1 protein-coding gene is annotated in these 20312 nt (G+C 69.8%); it reads left to right on the top strand.

Features of this window, described 5'->3' with window-relative positions; all coding sequences use genetic code 11:
* Positions 1–20305, top strand: a 20305-nt coding sequence (locus JWQ81_RS44155) for a type I polyketide synthase (protein WP_297551620.1), incomplete at its 5' end; no start/stop codon positions are given.
* Positions 20306–20312 lie beyond the last annotated feature (7 nt).

Here is a 20312-nt window from a genome sequence, read left to right as displayed (position 1 = left end):
GGCGATGGACCCGCAGCAGCGGCTGCTGCTCGAAGTCGCCTGGGAGTCGCTGGAACGAGCGGGTATCGCCCCGCTGTCCATGAAGGGCGAAAAGGTCGGCGTCTTCGTCGGCGCCGGCAGCTCCGGCTACCTCAGCAATGTGCACGATGTCCCCGAAGGCGTCGGCGGGCACCTCATCACCGGTAATTCGGGCAGTGTGCTGTCAGGCCGCATCTCGTACGTGCTGGGCGTCGAGGGACCGGCCGTCACGGTCGACACGGCCTGCTCGTCCTCGCTGGTCGCACTGCACCTCGCCGTGCAGGCGCTGCGCTCGGGGGAGTGCTCCATGGCACTGGCCGGCGGTGTCACGATCATCGCCAGCCCTGACGCGTTCATCGACTTCGCGCACCAGGGCGGCCTCGCCGTCGACGGCCGCTGCAAGGCGTTCTCCGACGACGCCGACGGCACGGGCTGGGGGGAGGGCGTCGGCCTGCTCCTCGTGGAGCGCCTCTCCGACGCACAGCGCAACGGGCACAAGGTACTGGCCGTGGTCCGGGGCTCGGCGGTGAACCAGGACGGCGCGTCGAACGGTCTGACCGCGCCGAACGGCCCGTCCCAGCAGCGGGTGATCCGTCAGGCGCTGGCGAACGCCCGGCTGGCCGCGGCCGAGGTAGACGTGGTGGAGGCCCACGGCACCGGGACATCTCTCGGGGACCCGATCGAGGCGCAGGCGCTTCTCGCCACCTACGGCAGCCGGCGCCGGGCCGACGCGCCCCTGCTGGTCGGCGCACTGAAGTCGAACTTCGGGCACACCCAGGCCGCCGCCGGTGTCGCCGGCGTGATCAAGATGGTCATGGCCATGCGGAATGGTGTGGTGCCGCAGACCCTGCACGTGTCGCGGCCGTCCACCCAGGTGGACTGGCCGAAGGGCGCGATCGACCTGCTGACCGAGCGCGCCGAATGGCCCCGGACTGGACGGCCGCGGCGTGCGGCTGTCTCGTCGTTCGGGGTGAGCGGGACAAATGCGCACGTGATTCTGGAGCAGGCGCCGGCTGTCGAGGCGGCTGTCGAGGCGGTCGTCAACGTTCCCGCGGTGGTGCCGTGGGTGCTGTCCGGCAAGACCGAAGCCGCGCTGGATGCGCAGCTGGATCAGATCAGGTCCGCTGCGGACAGGCCGGTTGACGTCGGATTCTCGTTGGCGACGGGACGTTCGGTGTTCGAGCACCGTGCGGTGCTGCTGGTCGGCGACGGGAGTGTGGTCGAAGCGGCCCGTGGAGCCGCTGTCGGCCGGGCCAAGCTCGGGGTGTTGTTCTCGGGCCAGGGCTCGCAGCGGGTCGGGATGGGTCGTGAGCTGCATGCCCGGTTCCCGGTGTTCGCCGAGTCTTTCGACGCGGTGCTCGCCAGGTTGGGTGTCGAGCTGCCGGACGATCAGGAGGCAATGAACCAGACGGGGATGGCGCAGCCGGCGTTGTTCGCGTTCGAGGTGGCGCTGTTCCGCCTGATGGAGTCGCTGGGCGTTCGACCCGATTTCGTCGGCGGGCATTCGATCGGCGAAGTTGCCGCCGCGCATGTGGCTGGTGCGCTATCGCTGGAGGATGCCTGCTCGTTGGTGTCCGCGCGGGCTCGCCTCATGCAGGCGTTGCCGGCCGGTGGCGCGATGGTCGCGGTGCAGGCGACCGAGGCCGAAGTCGCCCCACTGCTGACCGATGGTGTGTCGATCGCCGCCGTCAACGGGCCGTCGTCGGTGGTCATCGCCGGTGTCGAAGACGAGGTTCTCAAGCTGGCCGAGCGGTGGAAGAACAAGCGGCTCAAGGTTTCGCACGCGTTCCACTCGCCGTTGATGGATCCGATGCTGGACGAGTTCCGTGCTGTGGTGGTGGGTCTTTCGTTCCAGGCTCCGCGGATTCCCGTGGTGTCGAACCTGACCGGTCAACTGGCGTCGACCGAGCTGGGTGAGCCTGAGTACTGGGTTCGGCACGTGCGTGAAACTGTTCGGTTCGCTGACGGAATCGCCGCGTTGTCGGCTGCCGGAGCGACGGCGTTCCTTGAGCTCGGCCCTGACGGTGTGCTGTCGGCGATGGCGGCTGACGTCTCGATGGTGCCCGCGCTACGCAAGGACCGCGATGAGGAGATCGCACTGGTCACCGCGCTGAGCCGGCTGCATGTCACCGGGGTTGCCGTGGACTGGGCTGCCCTGTTCGCGGGCACCGGTGCCCGCCGGGTCGACCTTCCGACTTACGCCTTCCAGCATCAGCGCTTCTGGCCGTCGGTGTCGGTCAGCGCCGGTGACGTTTCGGGTCTGGGCTTGGCCTCGGCGGAACATCCGCTGCTCGGCGCCGCCATGACCGTGGCTGGTTCCGACGAGCTGATCCTCACCGGCCGCCTGTCCATCCAGACGCATCCGTGGCTGGCCGACCACACCGTCAATGGTGTGGTTCCGTTCCCCAGCACCGGTTTCCTGGAGCTGGCACTGCGGGCCGCCGACCAGGTGGGCGGTTCGAGGGTCGCCGAGCTGTCGATGGCCGCGCCGCTGCTGCTGGCGGACCGCGGTGCGGTGCAGGTCCAGCTGTGGGTCGGCAGCCCGGACGAGACAGGTCGTCGGGAGCTGCGGTTCCACTCGCGCCCTGCCGAAGCGCACGACGCGGAATGGACCTTGCACGCCAGCGGGTCGCTGGCGGCGGAGGTCCCTGAGCCGGTTGTCCCGTTCGACACGACAGTATGGCCGCCGAAGGGTGCCATGGTCGTCGACTTGGACGGTTTCTACGAGGACCTGGCCGAAGCGGGGGTGACCCACGGGCCGGTGTTCCGTGGCGCGCGGGCGGCCTGGCGCCGAGGCACGGAGGTCTTCGCCGAGGTCGCGCTCCCAAAGCAGGTGGAGGATGGCGCCGCGTTCGGCGTGCATCCGGCGCTGCTGGACGCGGCTCTGCAACTGTCGGCGCTCGCCGGTGACTTCGGCCTGGCGACCGACTGGAACAACGTCGCGCTGCGGGCATCCGGCGCTTCCGTGCTGCGGGTGCGACTGTCCCGTGTGGACGACAGGGTCACACTGGCCGCGGTCGACGTCGAGGGGATGCCGGTCATCTCGGTCGGAACCGTGACGCTGCTGGCGGCTTCCGAGCTCACGACCACGCAGTCGCGGGATTCGTTGTTCCAGCTTGACTGGGTGCCCATCACGGTTGACGGCGAGTCGGACCCGGAAGTCGTCATGATCCCGATCACCGGGGACGGCACCGGGGTGCACGAGCTCGTGGCCGGCACGCTGGCGCTGCTCCAGCAGTGGTTGACCACCGACACGCGCGCGGTGTTCGTGAGCCACGGCGCGGTGTCCGGCGATGACGTCGCCGCCGCCGCCGTGTGGGGCCTGGTGCGGTCGGCGCAGACGGAGAACCCCGGCCGGTTCCTGCTCGTCGACCTCGATGACACGGCCGAGTCGGCGGCGGCGCTGCCGGGTCTGCCCGCGTTGCTGGACGCCGGTGAGACACAGGTGATCGTGCGTGACGGTGAGGTGCGGGCGGCGCGCCTGGCCCGGATGTCCGCGCAGACCGGTGTCTCCCGGGCTTGGGATCCCGGCGGGACAGTGCTGATCACCGGCGGCACTGGTGGTCTGGGCGCGGAGTTGGCGCGGCATCTGGTGACTGAGCGCGGTATTCGGCATCTCGTCTTGCTGAGCCGGCGTGGGCTTGACGCTCCTGGTGCACTCGAGTTGCGGGCGGAGCTGATCGCGCACGGCGCCGATGTCGCCGTGGCGGCGTGTGATGTCGCGGATCGCGACGCAGTGGTCGAGGTGCTGGCTGCTCTCGAGTATCCGTTGACTGCTGTGGTGCATACGGCCGGGGTCCTCGATGACGGTGTCATCGGATCGCTCACTCCTGAGCGGATGGACACGGTACTGAGTCCGAAGGTGGACGCGGCGTGGCATTTGCACGAGCTGACGCAGGATCTCGACCTGGCCGGATTTGTGCTCTATTCCTCGGTTTCGGGCATCATGGGCGCGGCCGGGCAGGGCAACTACGCGGCGGGAAACAGCTTCCTCGACGCACTCGCGGCACATCGCCGTGGTCGCGGCCTGCCCGCGGTGTCACTTGCGTGGGGCGCTTGGGCACAGGCCGCGGGCATGACCGCCACCTTGCGCGAAAGCGACGCCCGCCGGATCACCGAAGCCGGTATGCCCCTGCTGTCGGTCGAACAAGGTTTGGCGGCCTTCGACACCGCGATCACCTTGGACAAGTCGCTGGTCGTCGCGTTCGCGCAAGGCTCCGGCCGCGTCCGCGGTGAGGTGCCCGCGATCCTGCGCGGGCTGACCCGCTCCGGGCGCCGCCTCGCGGCGAGTGGCCGCGGTGCGACCAGTGCCGGGCTGGCACAACGCTTGGCGGAGCTACGCGAAGGCGAACGTGAGCGGTTCCTGATCGACTTGGTGCGCACTGCGGCGGCCGCGGTGCTCGGGCACGATTCCGCTACCGACGTCGGCGCCGACCGGGAATTCCGGCAGCTGGGTTTCGACTCGTTGACCGCGCTCGAACTCCGTAACCAGCTGGGCGCGGCCACCGGTCTGAGCCTGCCGGCGACGCTCATCTTCGACTACCCGACACCGCTCGTGCTGGCCGGTCATCTCCTCGCCGAACTGCTGGGCGAGGACGGCACAGCCGACGCCGGATCGCACGCGGCGGTCGTCGTCGACGACCCGATCGTCATCGTCGGCATGGGCTGCCGATTCCCCGGCGGGGTGCGCTCGCCCGAGGACCTGTGGCGGTTGCTGGCGGACGGCGGCGACGCGATCTCCGGCTTCCCCGCCGACCGCGGCTGGGCCGACGGCCCACTCGCGGACGTCACCGGCGAGGGCGGATTCCTCGACAGCGCAACGAAGTTCGACCCCGGCTTCTTCGGCATCTCGCCGCGCGAGGCGACGGCGATGGACCCGCAACAGCGGCAGTTGCTGGAGGTGTCCTGGGAGGCCATCGAGCGGGCGGGCATCAACGCCACCACGCTGCGAGGCAGCCGGACCGGTGTGTTCGTCGGCACCAACGGGCAGGACTACACCAACCTCGTCATGCAGGCAAGCAGGGAGATCGAGGGACACGCCAGCACCGGGCTGGCGGCCGCAGTCATCTCGGGCAGGCTGTCCTACACCTTCGGCTTCGAGGGCCCGGCGCTCACCGTCGACACGGCGTGCTCGTCGTCGTTGGTCGCGCTGCACCTGGCTTCGCAGTCGCTGCACAGCGGCGAATCCTCGCTGGCACTCGTCGGCGGCGTGACCGTCATGTCCACGCCGATGAACTTCGTCGGCTTCAACGCCCAGGGCGGGCTGGCCCAGGATGGCCGGTGCCGGGCATTCTCCGACGACGCCGAGGGCACCGGCTGGTCCGAAGGCGTCGGCGTGCTCGTGGTCGAGCGGCAGTCGGACGCCGAGCGCAACGGTCACCGGATCCTCGCCGTGGTGCGCGGTTCGGCGCTGAACCAGGACGGTGCGTCGAATGGGCTGACCGCGCCGAACGGGCCCGCCCAGCAGCGGGTCATCCGCGCCGCGCTGGCCGCCGCCGGCCTGTCGACCTCCGACGTGGACGCCGTCGAAGCGCATGGCACGGGCACGAAACTGGGCGATCCGATCGAGGCACAGGCCCTGCTGGCCACCTATGGCAGGGACCGCGAGCAGCCGCTGCTGCTGGGGACCATCAAGTCGAACCTCGGACACACGCAGGCCGCGGCGGGCGTCGCCGGGTTGATCAAGACTGTCCTGGCGTTGGAACACGGGGTGCTGCCGCGAACTCTGCACGTCAGCGAGCCGACGTCCCATGTGGACTGGTCGGCCGGTGCGGTCGAACTGCTCACCGAGCAGACCGCCTGGCCGGAGACCGGCCGTCCTCGCCGCGCCGGTGTCTCCTCGTTCGGCCTGAGCGGCACGAACGCCCACGTTATTCTGGAGCAGGGCCACCCCCGCGAGGTCGCGCCGCGTGGAACGCACGCAGAAAACACAGTGCCGGAAAACACGGTGCCATGGGTGCTCTCCGGGAAGACCGAGGCCGCGCTGACCGCGCAGGTCGAGCACATAAAGTCCACTATGGACAATCCAGTCGACGTCGGCTTCTCGTTGGTGACCGGACGTTCGGTGTTCGAGCACCGTGCGGTGCTGCTGGCCGGTGTCGAGGTGGCTCGCGGGGTCGCCGCCGAGCAGTCACTCGCGGTGTTGTTTTCGGGTCAGGGTTCGCAGCGGGTGGGGATGGGCCGGGAGTTGGCTGCCCGGTTCCCGGTGTTCGCTGAGGCTTTCGACGCGGTGCTCGCGCGGTTGGGTGTCGAGTTGCCTGATGATCAGGAGTTGTTGAATCAGACTGGTGCGGCGCAGCCGGCGTTGTTCGCGCTTGAGGTGGCGTTGTTCCGGTTGGTGGAGTCGTGGGGTGTTCGCCCTGATTTTGTTGGTGGGCATTCGATTGGTGAGGTCGCGGCCGCGCATGTGGCGGGTGTGCTGTCGCTGGAGGATGCTTGCACGTTGGTGTCGGCGCGGGCCCGGTTGATGCAGGCGTTGCCGGCCGGTGGTGCGATGGTGGCGGTGCAGGCGACTGAGGCCGAGGTGCTGCCGCTGCTGACTGATGGTGTGTCGATCGCCGCGGTCAACGGGCCGTCGTCGGTGGTTATCGCCGGTGTCGAGAACGAGGTTCTCAAGCTGGCCGAGCGGTGGAAGAACAAGCGGCTCAAGGTTTCGCACGCGTTCCACTCGCCGTTGATGGATCCGATGCTGGACGAGTTCCGTTCCGCGATCGAGGGTCTGTCCTTCGCGGAACCGCGGATCCCGGTCGCGACTTCCGGTGATGTGACCTCACCCGAGTACTGGGTGCGCCATGTTCGGGACGCTGTTCGCTTCGCGGACTCGGTGAACAGCCTGGTCGAGCAGGGTGTTACGGCGTTCCTGGAGCTCGGGCCGGACGGCGTGCTCTCGGCGATGGCGTCCGAGGTCTCGATGGTGCCCACGCTGCGCAAGGATCGCGGTGAGGAGACCGCATTGCTCACCGCGCTGGCCCGGCTGTACGTCACGGGGGTGCCCGTCGACTGGACTCCGGTGTTCGACGGTACCGGCGCGCAACGGGTCGACCTGCCGACCTACGCCTTCCAGCACGAGCGGTTCTGGCTCGAACCCACCGGGATGCCGGTCGGCCAGGACCCGGTGGATACCGCGTTCTGGGACGCTGTCGAGCGCGAGGACCTCGAGTCGCTGGCGGCAACACTGGACCTGGACGGCGAAACCGTGTCGGCGGTCGTGCCCGCGCTGTCGGCCTGGCGGAGCCGCCGCCGTGTCGAGTCCGGCGTGGACTCATTGCTGTACCACGAAAGCTGGCAGCCGCTGGCCGGTCTGACCGCCGCGGAGACGGCCGGATCGTGGCTGGTCGCCGTTCCCGCTGGGGCGGCGGAGAATGCCGAGACGCTGGCCGTCCTGAACGCGCTCGGGTCGGGCGCCGTGGTCGTCGAGGTCGCCGGAACCGACCGGGCCCAGCTCGCCGAGCAGCTGTCCGGCACGCGGGCCAGTGGTGTGGTGTCGCTGCTCGGGCTGATCGAGGACCGGGAAACGGTCCCCGAGGGTCTGAGTTCGACGCTCGTGCTCGCCCAAGCCTTGGGTGACGCCGGAGTGTCGGCTCCGCTGTGGGCGCTGACTCGCGGCGCGGTCTCGGTCGGTCGCACTGATCCGATCGTCAACCCCCGCCAAGCCGCTCTCTGGGGCCTGGGCCGGGTGGCGGCGCTGGAGCACCCTGAGCGCTGGGGCGGCGTCATCGACCTGCCCGAGGTGCTGGACGAGCGCGCCGCCCGGCGGTTGGCCGTGGTCCTGCACGGCGGGTCCGGCGAGGACCAGGTCGCCGTCCGGTCGACCGGAGTGTTCGGACGGCGGCTGGCGCCCGCCCCGGTCGGGCGACCCGCCCACGCGCCGGAGCTTTCCGGAACCGTGCTGATCACCGGCGGGACGGGTGCGCTCGGCGCACGCGTCGCGCGGGATCTGGCCGGCCGGGGCGTCGAGCGATTGGTGCTGCTCAGCCGTCGCGGGCCGGCCGCTCCCGGCGCGGCGGAACTGCGCGACGAACTGGTCGCACTGGGTGCGGATGTCACGATCGAGGCCTGTGACGTCGCCGACCGCGACAGTCTGGCGGCGGTACTGGACGCACACCGGGTGACCGGCGTGGTGCACACCGCCGGCGTGCTCGACGACGGCGCTCTCGCCGGGCTCACGCCTGAGCGGTTCGCCGACGTGTTCCGGTCGAAGGTGGATTCGGCGGTGGTGCTCGACGAGCTCACCCGCGATCTGGATCTTTCGATGTTCGTGCTGTTCTCCTCGGTGGCCGGTGCGGTCGGCAACCCGGGGCAGGCCAACTACGCGGCGGCGAACGCCGTACTGGACGCACTCGCGCAACGCCGTCGAGCCGACGGCCTGACCGCGACCTCGATCGCCTGGGGCGCCTGGGCCGGGGACGGCATGGCCGACCGGGCCGAGGTCGGCGACGCCCTGCGCCGTGTCGGTGTCTCGGCGCTCGACCCCGAACTGGCGCTGTCGGCGCTTTGGCGGGTTGTGGCCGAGCCGGTCGCGACGCCGGTGGTCGCGGATCTGCAACAGCCACAGCTGTTGACGTCACTGCTCAGCTTGCGGTCCAGCCCGCTGCTGGCCGGACTGCCCGCCGCCCGCAAGGCCGCCGAGGCCGTCGAGGCCGCGCGCCGGGAGACCGAGTCGGTCACCTCCGAGTTGCACCAGCGCCTGCGTGGCCTGGCCGAGGGCGAGCGGATCGAACCGGTGCTCGACCTCGTCCGTACGATCGCCGCGGCGGTTCTCGGACACGCGGGCAAGGAGTCGGTCAGTCCCGGAAAAGCCTTCCGTGACCTGGGTTTCGACTCACTGACAGCAGTGGAACTGCGTAACCAGCTCGCCGCGGTGACCGGGATCTCCTTGCAGGCGAGCCTGGTCTTCGACTATCCGACGCCGCAGGTGCTCGCCGGGTACCTGCTGGGTGAGCTTCTCGGCGCCGGAATAGACCTGGTGGGGGAGACCACGACCACGGTCGGCAGGTCCGACGACCCGATCGCCATCGTCGCTATGTCGTGTCGTTTCCCCGGCGGGATCGCGTCGCCGGAAGACCTCTGGCGCGTACTCACCGAAGGCCGCGACGTCATCGGTGAGTTCCCTGGCGACCGTGGCTGGGACCTGGCCGCGCTGTCCGGCGAAGGCCCAGGGCACAGCGCCACCCTCCAGGGTGGCTTCCTGGACGGGGTCGCCGACTTCGATCCCGCCTTCTTCGAAATCTCCCCGCGTGAGGCGCTGGCGATGGACCCGCAGCAGCGGCTCCTGCTGGAGACCTCCTGGGAGGCGGTCGAGCGCGCGGGGATCGATCCGGTTTCGCTGCGCGGCAGCCGGACCGGCGTGTTCGTCGGCACCAACGGACAGGACTACCAGCGGCTCGTGCTGGCGGCCAGGGAAGACCTCGAAGGCCATGCCGGGACCGGGCTCGCCGCCAGCGTGATCTCCGGCCGGCTGTCCTACACGCTCGGTTTGGAAGGCCCCGCGGTCACGATCGACACCGCGTGTTCGTCAGCGCTGGTCGCCCTGCACCTGGCGACCCAGGCGCTGCGCGGCGGCGAGTGTTCGCTGGCGCTGGTCGGCGGCGTGACGGTGATGGCCACCCCGACGAGCTTCGGCGGGTTCTCCCGCCAGGGCGGCTTGGCCGAAGACGGCCGCTGCAAAGCGTTCTCCGACGACGCCGACGGCACCAGCTGGTCCGAGGGCGTCGGGATTCTGTTGGTGGAACGCTTGTCCGACGCCCAGCGCAACGGGCATCGGATACTCGCCGTCGTCAAGGGTTCCGCGGTGAACCAGGACGGCGCGTCGAACGGGCTGACCGCGCCGAACGGACCGTCGCAGCAGCGCGTGATTCGCCAGGCGCTCGCCAGTGCCGGGCTCGCACCGTCCGATGTGGACGCTGTTGAAGCGCACGGCACGGGCACGAAGCTCGGTGACCCGATCGAAGCGCAGGCGCTGCTGGCCACCTACGGAAAGGACCGCGAGCGGCCGCTGCTGCTCGGGTCGGTCAAGTCGAACCTGGGTCACACCCAGGCGGCCGCGGGTGCCGCGGGGCTGATCAAGATGATGCTGGCGTTCCAGCACCAGACACTGCCGCGCACGCTGCATGTCAGCGACCCGTCGTCGCACGTCGACTGGTCAACGGGCGCGGTGGAGCTGCTGACCGAGCAGACCGAGTGGCCGGCGACCGACCGGCCGCGCCGAGCCGGGGTGTCGTCTTTCGGGATCAGCGGCACCAATGCGCACGTGATCCTCGAAGAGGCCCCGGCCGGCGTTCCCGCTGCCGAGCGTCCCGAGCTATCGCCGGTTGTGGTTCCCTGGGTTGTCTGCGGAAAGTCCGAAGCCGCACTGGACTCGCAGGTGGACCGTCTTAAGTCCACTGTGGACAACAACGTGGACGTCGGGTTCGCGCTGGTGACGTCCCGATCCGAGTTCACGCATCGTGCGGTGCTGCTGGCCGGGGCCGACGGTGTCGTCGAAACCGCCCGTGGTGTCGCGGCCGAGCGTTCGCTGGCGATGTTGTTCTCGGGGCAGGGTTCGCAGCGGATCGGCATGGGCCGTGAGCTGTACGCGCGGTTCGACGTCTTCGCCGACGCGCTCGACACCGTGCTGGCCGAGCTCGACCCGTACCTTTCCCGCCCGCTCCGCGAGGTCATGTGGGGCGATGACCAGGAAGCGTTGAACCAGACCGGGTTCGCCCAGCCCGCGCTGTTCGCGGTCGAGGTGGCGTTGTTCCGGCTGGCGGAGTCGTTCGGGATCCGGCCGCAGTACCTCGCCGGGCATTCGATCGGTGAGGTCGCGGCCGCGCACGTCGCCGGGGTGTTCTCGCTGGCGGACGCCTGCCGTCTCGTCGCGGCACGCGCGAATCTGATGCAGGCACTGCCTGGGAATGTTTCAGCGTCGCATAGCGACTCCGTTGAGGGTGGTGGTGGTGGGCGACGGGTGGGCGCGATGGTCGCGCTGCGAGCGAGTGAGGCCGAAGTCCTGCCGCACCTGACGGACCGAGTGTCGATCGCCGCGGTCAACGGGCCGTCCTCCGTGGTCATCTCCGGGGATTCCGACGCCGTCACCGAGATCGCCGCACGGTTCACGAAGGCGACCGCACTGGCGGTCAGCCATGCGTTCCACTCGCCCCTGATGGACCCGATGCTCGACGACTTCCGCCAGGTGGTCGCGGGTCTGACGCTGCACGAGCCGACCATCCCGATGGTGACCTCCGGTGTTGTGACGTCACCGGAGTACTGGGTGAATCACGTCCGCGAGGCCGTCCGGTTCGCCGACGGTGTCACGGCGCTGACCGAGCATGGCGTTTCGGCCTTTCTCGAGCTCGGCCCGGACGGTGTGCTGTCCGGGATGGCCGCCGAGTCGGTGCCCGCCTCTGCGGTGCTGGTTCCGTTGCTGCGCAAGGACCAGCCGGAAGAAGTCGCGTCGGTGTCGGCGCTGGCCCGGTTGCACGTGTCCGGGGTGCGGGTGGACTGGCGAGCCTGGTTCGCCGGCATGGGTGCGCGGCTGGTGGATCTGCCGACCTACGCCTTCGACCGCCAGCGCTTCTGGCCCACCGCGACGCTGTCCATGCGACCCGGTGACGTGTCCGGCCTCGGCCTGGTCTCGCCGGGGCACCCGTTGCTGGGCGCGTCCGTGGCGATGGCAGGCTCCGACGAGCTGGTGCTGACCGGCAGGCTGTCGTCGGCGACGCATCCGTGGCTGGCCGACCACGTCGTGGGCGGGGTGGTGCTGTTCCCCGGCACCGGTTTCCTGGAACTGGCATTCCGCGCTGGTGATCTACTCGGCTGCGAGCGCGTCGAGCGCTTGACCTTGATGGTCCCGCTGGTGCTGCCGGACCGCGACGCGGTCTCGGTGCAGGTGCGCGTCGGGGCGCCGGACGAGTCCGGTCGCCGCTCGGTGAACGTGTACTCCCAGCCCGCTGACACGATGTCGCGCGAATGGACCCTGCACGCCGGTGGCACGGTCATCTCCGCCCCGGACCCGGCTGTCGGGCTCGGCGACGCGCAGTGGCCGCCGGCCGGCGCCGAAGCAGTGGACCTGGAAGGTTACTACCCGCAGCTCGCGGAACAGGGTGGTCTCGTCTACGGGCCGGTGTTCCAGGGACTGAATGGCGCATGGCGGCGTGACGGCGAGATCTTCGCCGAGGTCGCCCTGCCCGAGCAGGTCGAAGACGCGGCGACGTACGGGGTGCACCCGGCACTGATGGACTCCGCGCTGCACGCCATCGGGCTCGTCGACGACGCCGGCCAAGGACTGCCGTTCGAGTGGACCGGGGCTTCGCTGCACGCCACGGGCGCGTCGATGCTGCGGGTGCGGCTGACGCGCACCGGTGCGGACTCGGTGTCGGTGCTCGCGGTCGACGTCGAGGGCCAGCCGGTGGTTTCGGTCGATTCCCTCCTGATCCGCGTGCCGTCACCGCAGGGACCCGTCGCACCTGTCTCCGGTGTGCTCGACTCGCTGTTCCGAATCGACTGGACGCCGATCGAACCGGCCGTCACCGCCAAGCGGTGGGCGATCCGCGGTGACGACGAGTCCGGACTGGCCGCCGTGCTCGCCGAGTCCCTGGCCGCCGCGCCGTTGACCGAGGCGATCGGCGACGAGGTGCCGGACATCGTCGTGGTCCCGATCGTGGGAGAGACCGGGCCGGCGGCGGTCCACGTGCTGGCCGACCGCGTACTGGCGATCATGCAGGATGCGCTGGCCGACGCGACGCGGATGGTGTTCGTGACGCGCGGAGCGGTGGCGGTCGGCGACGAGGACGTCGCGGATCTCGCCGCCGCGGCGGCCTGGGGTCTCGTGCGCTCGGCGCAGGCCGAGAACCCTGGACGATTCCTGCTGGTGGATCTGCCCACCGAGCCGTCCGGCGGCCTCGGGATCGTTCCCGCGGTGCTGGCCGAGGACGAACAACAAGTCGTGGTGCGCGGGGACATCGTGCTCGCGGGCCGCCTGGCCCGGCTGGCTTCGGGAGCCAACTTGGTGCCGCCCACGGATACGCCGTGGCGGCTGGGCACCGCAGGCAAGGGCAGCCTGGACGAGTTGACGCTCACCCCGTGCCCGGAGGTGCTGGCGCCGCTGACCGGCCAACAGGTCCGGATCGCGGTGCGAGCGGCCGGAGTGAACTTCCGCGATGTGCTGAACGCCCTGGGCATGTACCCCGGCGAAGCGGGACTGTTCGGCGCCGAGGCGGCGGGCGTGGTCGTCGAGACCGGCCCCGATGTGTCCGCAGTATCCGGCCTGACCGTCGGTGACCACGTCATGGGCATGGTGTTCGGCGGGTTCGGCCCACTGGGCGTGGCGGAAGAACGCTACCTGACCAGGGTTCCAGCCGGATGGTCGTGGGAAGAGGCGGCTTCGGTGCCGTTGGTTTTCCTGACGGCGTACTACGCGCTGGTGGACCTCGCGGCTGTGCGCCCGGGGGAGAAGGTCCTGATCCACGCCGGTGCCGGTGGTGTCGGCATGGCCGCGATCCAAGTCGCGAAGCATCTCGGTGCGGAGGTCTTCGCCACCGCCAGCGAGAGCAAGTGGGGCGTGCTTCGTTCTCTCGGCGTGGCCGAAGACCACATCGCGTCTTCTCGGACGACGGAGTTCGAGGAGCGGTTCGGCCAGGGTGTCGACGTCGTGCTCAACGCACTCACCGGCGAGTTCGTCGACGCTTCACTGCGGTTGCTCGGCTCCGGCGGCCGGTTCCTGGAGATGGGCAAGACCGACCTGCGCGACCCGGCGAGTCTGCCAGGGGTGGTGTACCGGCCGTTCGACCTCGGACAGGTCGACCTCGATCGAGTCCAGCAGATGCTGCTCGTGCTGGTGGAGCTGTTCGGCGAGGCCGCGCTGCGGCCCTTGCCGATCAGCAGCTGGGACGTCCGCCGGGCGAAGGACGCGTTCCGGTACATGAGCCGCGCGCGGCACATCGGCAAGATCGTGCTCACCACTCCGAAGACATGGGACCCCGACGGGACAGTGCTGATCACGGGTGGCACGGGTGGGCTGGGCGCGGAGTTGGCGCGGCACCTGGTGGCGGAGCGGGGTGTTCGATACCTGGTTCTGCTGAGCCGTCGTGGGCTCGACGCTCCTGGCGCGCCGGAGTTGCGGGCGGAGCTGATCGCGCGCGGCGCCGATGTGGTTGTGACGGCGTGTGATGTGGCCGATCGGCAGGCCTTGGCCGAGATCGTGGCGGCCGTCGAGCATCCGTTGACCGCTGTCGTGCATACGGCCGGTGTGCTGGACGACGGTGTGATCGGGTCGTTGACTCCTGAGCGGATGGACACCGTTCTCCGTCCGAAGGTGGACGCGGCATGGCACCTGCACGAGCTGACCCAGGATCTCGATTTGGCCGGGTTCGTGCTCTACTCCTCGGTTTCCGGTGTGATGGGAAGTGCCGGGCAGGGCAACTACGCGGCAGGCAACAGCTTCCTCGACGCACTTGCGGCACACCGACGCGCGCGGGGTCTGTCGGCGGTGTCACTGGCGTGGGGTGCGTGGGCGCCCGGCGTCGGAATGACCGCCGGCCTGGACGCCGCGGCCGTGGAGCGCATGGAGCGCTCCGGTATGCCGCCGCTGTCGGTCGAGCAGGGCCTTGCCCTGTTCGACGCGGCGATCACCGTTGACGAGTCGCTGGTGGTACCGACCAGGATGGCGACAGGTTCCGGTCCGGCGCCGTTCGCGGGTGCGGTTCCGCCGATGCTGCGCGGTCTGGTGCGCACTCGTCGCACGGCCGCTTCGGGTGGCCGCGCCACCGGCAGGCTGGAGAAGCTCAAGCCGGCCGAGCGTGCCCGCGCGGTGCTGCAGTTGGTGCGGGCCGAGGCAGCGGCGGTGCTGGGACACGCTTCGCCGCGGACGCTCGACACCGAGCAGGAATTCCGGCAATTGGGGTTCGACTCGCTCACCGCCGTCGAACTGCGCAACCGGCTGAGCACGGCGACCGGGCTCGGGCTGCCCGCCACGCTCGTGTTCGACTACCCGACACCACAGGTGCTGGCCGAGCACCTCGTCGCCGAACTGTTCGGCGGTCTGCGCGAGCAGGCCGAGGATTCGGTGAAGGTCACCGACGAGACCGTGGCCATCGTCGGGATCAGCTGCCGCTTCCCCGGCGGGGTCACCTCGCCGGAAGAGCTGTGGCAGCTTCTGGTGGAAGGCCGCGACGCGATCGGGCCGTTCCCCACCGACCGCGGCTGGGACCTCGACATGCTCACCGGCGAAGGCGCCGGCCGCAGTGCCACCCTCAGCGGCGGGTTCGTGGACGGCATCGCCGACTTCGACCCCGCGTTCTTCGGCATCTCACCCCGAGAGGCCGTGTCGATGGACCCGCATCAACGCCTGATCCTGGAGACCTCGTGGGAGGCGATCGAACGCACCGGGATCGACCCGGCGTCATTGCGGGGCAGCCGGACCGGTGTGTTCGTCGGCTCGGGCGGCGCTGATTACGCGCACCTGCTCCTTGGCTCCCTGCAGAGCATGGAGGGCTACTCGGGCACGGGAACCTCACCCAGTGTCATCGCGGGCAGGCTTTCCTACACGCTCGGACTGGAAGGTCCGGCGATGACGATCGACACCGCGTGTTCGTCGGCACTGGTGGCGCTACACCTTGCCGCACAGGCACTGCGCGGCGGCGAGTGCACCCTGGCGCTGGCCGGCGGCGTCCAGCTCATGGCCACTCCGGGCGCCTTCATGGAGTTCACCCAACAGGGCGGCCTCGCGCCGGACGGCAGGTGCAAGCCGTTCTCCGACTCGGCCGACGGCACCGCGTGGTCCGAGGGCGTCGGCGTGTTGGTGCTGGAACGCCTCTCCGACGCGCGGCGCAACGGACATGAGATCCTCGCGGTGGTGCGCGGTTCGGCGGTGAACCAGGACGGCGCTTCCAATGGCCTGACCGCGCCGAACGGTCCGTCGCAGCAGCGCCTGATCCGGCAGGCACTGGCGAGTGCCGGGCTCAAACCATCCGATGTGGACGCCGTCGAAGCACACGGCACGGGTACGACGCTGGGCGACCCGATCGAAGCGCAGGCGCTGCTTGCCGCCTACGGGCAGGACCGTGAACGGCCGTTGCTGCTCGGCTCGGCGAAGTCGAACCTCGGGCACACGCAGGCTGCGGCCGGAGTGGTCGGAGTGGTCAAGATGGTGCAGGCGCTGCGCCACGGCCTGCTGCCGAAGACCCTGCACATCACCGAGCCGTCATCGCATGTGGACTGGTCGGCCGGCGCCGTCGAGCTGCTCACCGAGCAGACCCCGTGGCCGGAGACCAGCCGGCCACGCCGGGCCGGAGTGTCCTCGTTCGGTATCAGCGGCACCAACGCCCACGTCATCTTGGAGGCAGCGCCGTCCGTAGCCGCGCCGGTCGAGCCCCTGCCGCGGGCGGTAACGCCGCTGCTGGTCTCGGGCAAGAACCGGGCGGCGCTGGACGACCAGATCGGGCGCATAAGGTCCTGTGTGGAGGGACGTTCCGCGGTTGATGTCGGATTCTCGTTGATGACGGGACGTTCGGTGTTTGAGCATCGGGCGGTGCTGTTGGCCACTGAGGATGGTGTGGTCGAGGTGGCGCGTGGTGCTGCCACTGAGCAGTCGGTGGCGGTGTTGTTTTCGGGTCAGGGTTCGCAGCGGGTGGGGATGGGTCGGGAGTTGGCTGCCCGGTTCCCGGTGTTCGCTGAGGCTTTCGACGCGGTGCTCGCGCGGTTGGGTGTCGAGTTGCCTGATGATCAGGATTTGTTGAATCAGACTGGTGCGGCGCAGCCGGCGTTGTTCGCGCTTGAGGTGGCGTTGTTCCGGTTGGTGGAGTCGTGGGGTGTTCGGCCTGATTTTGTTGGTGGGCATTCGATTGGTGAGGTCGCGGCCGCGCATGTGGCGGGTGTGCTGTCGCTGGAGGATGCTTGCACGTTGGTGTCGGCGCGGGCTCGGTTGATGCAGGCGTTGCCGGCCGGTGGCGCGATGGTGGCGGTGCAGGCGACTGAGGCCGAGGTGCTGCCGCTGCTGACTGATGGTGTGTCGATCGCCGCGGTCAACGGGCCGTCGTCGGTGGTCATCGCCGGTGTCGAGAACGAGGTACTGGGGATTGTCGCAGTTTTCGAGGTTCAGGGCCGGAAGACTAGTCGTTTGCCGGTCAGTCATGCGTTCCACTCACCGTTGATGGATCCGATGGTGGATGAGTTCCGTGAGGTGGTGGAGGGCCTGTCGTTCAACGAGCCGGTTGTCCCGATCGCGACTTCTGGTGACGTGACGTCGCCGGAGTATTGGGTGCGTCATGTCCGAGACGCGGTCCGGTTTGCCGATTCTGTGAGCACCTTGGTGGAGTCGGGTGTGACGGCGTTCCTCGAGCTGGGTCCGGATGGGGTGTTGTCGGCGATGGCCGCGGAGTCAGTGCCTGAGGGTGCGGTGGTGGTTCCGTTGTTGCGTAAGGGTCGGGCTGAGGAGGTGTCGGCGCTGACGGCGTTGGCACGCCTGCACGTCGCCGGCACCCACATCGACTGGGCGCCCGTCTTCACCGGCGCGAACGCCCGGCGCGTGGACCTTCCCACCTACCCGTTCCAGCACGAGCGCTTCTGGCCGACGGCTACGGCCGCCCGTTCGGACGCGACCGGCCTCGGCCTGGTCTCGGCCGGGCACCCCCTGCTCGGCGCGGCGATGTCGGTCGCGGGCTCGGACGGTGCAGTGCTCACCGGGCGGCTGTCGACGGTCACGCTGCCGTGGCTTGCCGACCACGTCGTGCACGGCGCGATCACCTTCCCCGAGACGGGATTCATCGAGCTGGCGGTCCGGGCCGCGGATCAGGTCGGCTGTGACCGGGTCGAGGAACTGACGGTCACCACGCCGCTGGTCTTCGCGGACCGCGAGGCGGTGGCCCTCCAGGTCTGGGCGGGTGCCGCCGACGAGACGGGCCGTCGCACGATCACGATCTACGCGCGCCCCGCGGATTCCGAGCAGGAATGGGTCGAGCACGCGGCAGGTGTGCTGACCACCGGAGAGCAGGTGGCCGACTTCGGCGGCGACGAGTGGCCTCCGGCCGGTGGCGAGCAGGTCGAGTTGGCCGGTTGGTATGAGGAACTCGCGCTGAGCGGTCTCGACTACGGACCGGTGTTCCAGGGCGTGCGGGCCGTGTGGCATCGCGACAACGACGTCTTCGCCGAGGTCGCCTTGCCGGAGGAGGTCGGCGACGCCGGTGCCTACGGACTGCACCCGGCACTGCTCGACGCGGCGGTTCAGGCTTGGGGGGTGGACGGGGTGCCGGTCGAGTGGACCGGTGTCTGCCTGCACGCTTCGGCCGCGTCAGTGCTGCGAGTCAAGTTGACCCGCAGCGGAACCGAGTCGGTGTCGTTGACGGCGGTGGACGCGGACGGCGCGCCGGTGATCTCCGTTGCGTCGCTGACTGTGCGAGCCCCGGAAGCTGCTGCTCGGACCCGCGAGCAATCGTTGCTGCACCTCGAATGGATCCCCGCTTCGATCGAGTTGGCGGCGGCAGAGGGTAGTCACTGGGCGGTCGTCGGAACAGACGAGATCGGCCTCGGCGCGGCGTTGAAGGCGGCCGGAGACGTGACCGCGAGCTCGGTGCCGTCACTCGCGGCCGTGCTCGACGGGACGGCTGCCGTCCCGGACTTCCTGGTCGTGCCGGTGCTCGGTGACGGTGCCCCGGAGGTGGCCCGGTCGGCGCACGAGACGACCGCGCGGGCGTTGGCTGTCGTGCAGGAATGGCTGGCCGACGACCGATTCGCTCGCTCCCGCGTGGTATTCGTGACCCGCGATGCCGTGGGTACCGGCCAGGATCTCGCCGCCGCACCGGTGTGCGGCCTGGTGCGCTCGGCCCAATCGGAGAACCCCGGCAGCTTCCTGCTGGTGGACCTTGATGACACCGACGCGTCGATGAACGTTCTGCCGACCGTGGCCAGCCTGTTCGACGCGGGTGAGTCGCAGGTCGTGGTGCGTGACGGGGCCGTGCGTGTCCCACGGTTGGCGCGGGTGTCCGGGGAAGGCGCGGCTTCGCGGCCATGGAATCCCGAAGGCACAGTGCTGATCACCGGTGGCACCGGCGGTCTCGGCGCCGAGCTGGCAAGGCATCTGGTGAGCGAACGCGGTGTGAAACACCTGCTGCTGGTCTCGCGCCGCGGGCCGGACGCCCCGGGCGCGCTGGAGCTGCGGGCCGAGTTGACCGCCCACGGTGCCGACGTGACCGTGGCTTCCTGCGACACGGCGGACCGCGACTCCGTCGCTCGAGCGCTGAACGACATTCCCGCCGGCCATCCGCTGACCGCGGTTGTGCACACCGCCGGTGTGCTGGACGACGGGATCATCGGTTCGCTGACGCCGGAGCGGCTGGCCGCGGTGCTGCGGCCGAAGGTCGACGGAGCGTGGAACCTGCACGAGGCCACCCGCGACCTCGACCTGGCCGCGTTCGTCCTGTACTCGTCGGTCTCCGGCGTTATGGGCGGCGCGGGACAGGCCAACTATGCCGCGGCGAACGTGTTCCTCGACGCGCTCGCCCAACACCGCAGGTCCCATGGCCTGGCAGCGGTGTCGCTGGCATGGGGCCCGTGGGCACAAAGCGGGATGGCCAGTGAACTCGGCGAACGCACGGCGCGTTCGGACATGCCGCTCCTGTCGGTCGAAGAGGGCCTCGCGTTGTTCGACGCCGCGACCGCCCGCGACGAAGCATTGCTGGTCCCGCTGAGGATCAACTCCGGCACCGCGCGTTCCGACGCTGAAGTCCCGGCGATCCTGCGAGGTCTGGTGCGCACCGGTCGCCGCACGGCGGGAGGCCGGGCAGCCGGCGCGGGCCTTCTCCAGCAGCTGACCGGAATGGCCGAGAGCGAGCGGATCCGGTTCCTGGTCGAGCTGGTGTGCGCCCACGCGGCCGGGGTCCTCGGCCATGCCTCGGCGGAGGCGGTCGACGCCGACCGCGAATTCCGCCAACTGGGCTTCGACTCGCTGACCGCGGTCGAATTGCGCAACAGCCTGACGACCGCGACCGGGCTTCGTCTGCCGGCCACGCTCGTCTTCGACTACCCGACCCCGAACGAGGTCGCGGACCACCTCGCGGCGGAACTGCTCGGCGGCGCCGAGGAGAGCTCGGTCCTGCTGACCGAGCTCGACCGGCTCGAAGCCGCACTCTCGGCCAGCGCTCCCGACGACGTCGCGACGGCAGGGGTCGCTGCCCGCCTGAGGCAGTTGCTGGCGCAGTACACCGGATCCGGCACGAAGACCGAGGAGGCCGCCGTGACCGATCGGATCAAGGCGGCGAGCGCCGACGACATCTTCGCCTTCATCGACAACGAACTCGGCCGTGGTAAAGACCGCTGATCCCCGC

The sequence above is a fragment of the Amycolatopsis sp. genome, from assembly GCF_025464955.1.
In the GTDB taxonomy this organism is placed as follows: Bacteria; Actinomycetota; Actinomycetes; order Mycobacteriales; family Pseudonocardiaceae; genus Amycolatopsis.
The sequence above is the reverse complement of the archived record's forward strand: the minus strand, read 5'-3'. Positions and strand labels throughout refer to the sequence as shown.